1 protein-coding gene is annotated in these 2011 nt (G+C 73.8%); it reads right to left on the bottom strand.

The annotated features are described in order from the left end of the window. On the bottom strand, positions 1-2011 hold a 2011-nt coding region (glnE, locus tag D183_RS0116815), incomplete at both ends, for a bifunctional [glutamate--ammonia ligase]-adenylyl-L-tyrosine phosphorylase/[glutamate--ammonia-ligase] adenylyltransferase (protein ID WP_017910028.1).

The raw sequence follows: 2011 nt of genomic DNA, 5'->3' as shown, positions 1-2011 counted from the left end.
GCGGCCGCCGCCGGTGACCGCGCCGAGCAGGGCGATCACCTTCTGCGCCAGCCGCGCGAACCAGCGCCCGCTCTCCAGCGGCCGCGGTCCGGACGACGCTTCGACGCCCGGCGGATGGTCGTACAGGAACACCAGGTCCAGGTCCGAGCCGATGCCCAGTTCCACGCCGCCGAGGCTGCCGTAGCCGACGATGGCGAAACTGCCGCCAGGCACCTCGCCGTGCGCGGCGACCAGATCGGCACGCGCCAGGCGCAGCACGGTCACCACCACCGCCTCGGCCAGCTGCGCCAGTTGGCGGGCGCTGTCGAGCGCGGGCTGGCGTCGATCCAGCGTCGCCAGGGCGATGCGGAAACTCAGCGCCTGGCGCGCTTCGTTGAGGCCGCGCAGGGCCGCTTCCGGATCGTCGCCGGCGGCGGCGACCGCGGCATCGCACAGCCGCTGCATCGCCGCCAGGTCCGGCATCGGGCCATCGACGCGGCTGTCGAGCAGTTCGTCCAGCAGCAGCGGGTGCGCGGCCAGCCGTTCGGACAGGAAGGCGCTGCGCGCCAGCACGTCGACCAGCCGCGCCAGCGCGCTGGGTTGTTCGTCGAGCAGGGCCAGGTAGCTGGCCCGGCGCAGGATCGCCTGCAGCAGGCCGAGCACGCGGTGCAGGGCGGCATCGGCCTGCGCCGAGCGCGCCGCGGCGTGCAGCAGCGCCGGCAACACACGATCCAGGCGCGCGCGTGCGGCATCGGAGAGCGTGCGCACGCCCAGCGACTGCACGAAGCCGCGCAAGGCCTGGTCGGCGCCGTCAGGGTCTGAGAAACCAGCCTCGCGCAGCACCTGCACCTGGCCAGCGTCGGGCAGGCCGCGCCAGTAGTCGGCCAGCGCATCGGGCGCCAGCGCACGTTCGCGTGGCGCCAGCAGTTCGGCGAACTCGGCGGCGACGCGATCGCGCTGCACCTGCAGCGCTGCGTGCAGCGCGGCCCAGTCGGCACGGCCAAGGCCGAACGCGATGCGCGCGCGATCCAGCGGATCCTCCGGCAACGCGTGGGTCTGCGCGTCGCGCAGCATCTGCAGGCGGTTCTCCACCTGGCGCAGGAAGCGATACGCCTGCGCCAGCGCCGCGCCGTCCTCGGCGGCGATTTGGCCGGCGGCGACCAGCGCGTGCAGCGCCGGCAACAGGCGGCGTTCGCGCAGTGCGGGTTCGCGGCCGCCGCGGATCAACTGCAGCGACTGCACCAGGAACTCGATCTCGCGGATGCCGCCAGCGCCGCGCTTGATGTCGTCCAGGCGGTCGTGGCGCGCGACTTCGGCGGTGATCGCCGCCTTCATTTCGCGCAGGCCGTCCAGCGCGGTGTAGTCGAGATAGCGCCGGTACACGAACGGGCGCAGCGCCTGCAGCCATTCCTCGCCGGCGGCGATGTCGCCGGCCACCGCGCGCGCCTTCAGCCAGGCATAACGCTCCCAGTCGCGGCCTTCGCGCTGGAAGTACTGGTCCATGCCGGCGAACGACAGCGCCACCCGGCCGGCCGTGCCGAACGGGCGCAGACGCAGATCCACGCGGTGCGCGAAGCCGTCCGCGGTGGTCTCGTCGAGCAGCCGCGCCAGGCGCTGGCCGAGCCGCGCGAAGTATTCCTCGGCGGCCAGCGCCCGCGCGCCGTCGGACTCGCCGCCCTGCGGATAGGCGTAGACCAGATCCACGTCGGAGGAAAAATTCAGTTCGCCACCGCCGAGCTTGCCCAGGCCGAACACCACCAGCCGCTGCACGCTGCCGTCGGCGGCACGGACCACGCCATGACGCGCGGCGAACTCGCCTTCCAACGCCTGCAGCGCCAGCGCCAGGCAGTCCTCGGCCAAGCGCGTGCTGCCGGCCAGGGTCGCATCGACCTCGTCCAGGCCCAGCACGTCGCGCCACACCAGGCGCGCCGAGGCGGCCGCGCGGTAGCGGCGCAACTGCGCCGGCCACGCCGCCGGCTGCGCCGGATCCAGTTGCGGCAGCGGCAATGGCGGCGGATCCGGCTGCGCCAGG

It is taken from the genome of Xanthomonas sp. SHU 199, assembly GCF_000364665.1.
GTDB classification, from domain to species: domain Bacteria; phylum Pseudomonadota; class Gammaproteobacteria; order Xanthomonadales; family Xanthomonadaceae; genus Xanthomonas_A; species Xanthomonas_A sontii.
This window is presented reverse-complemented; position numbering and strand designations above follow the sequence as displayed.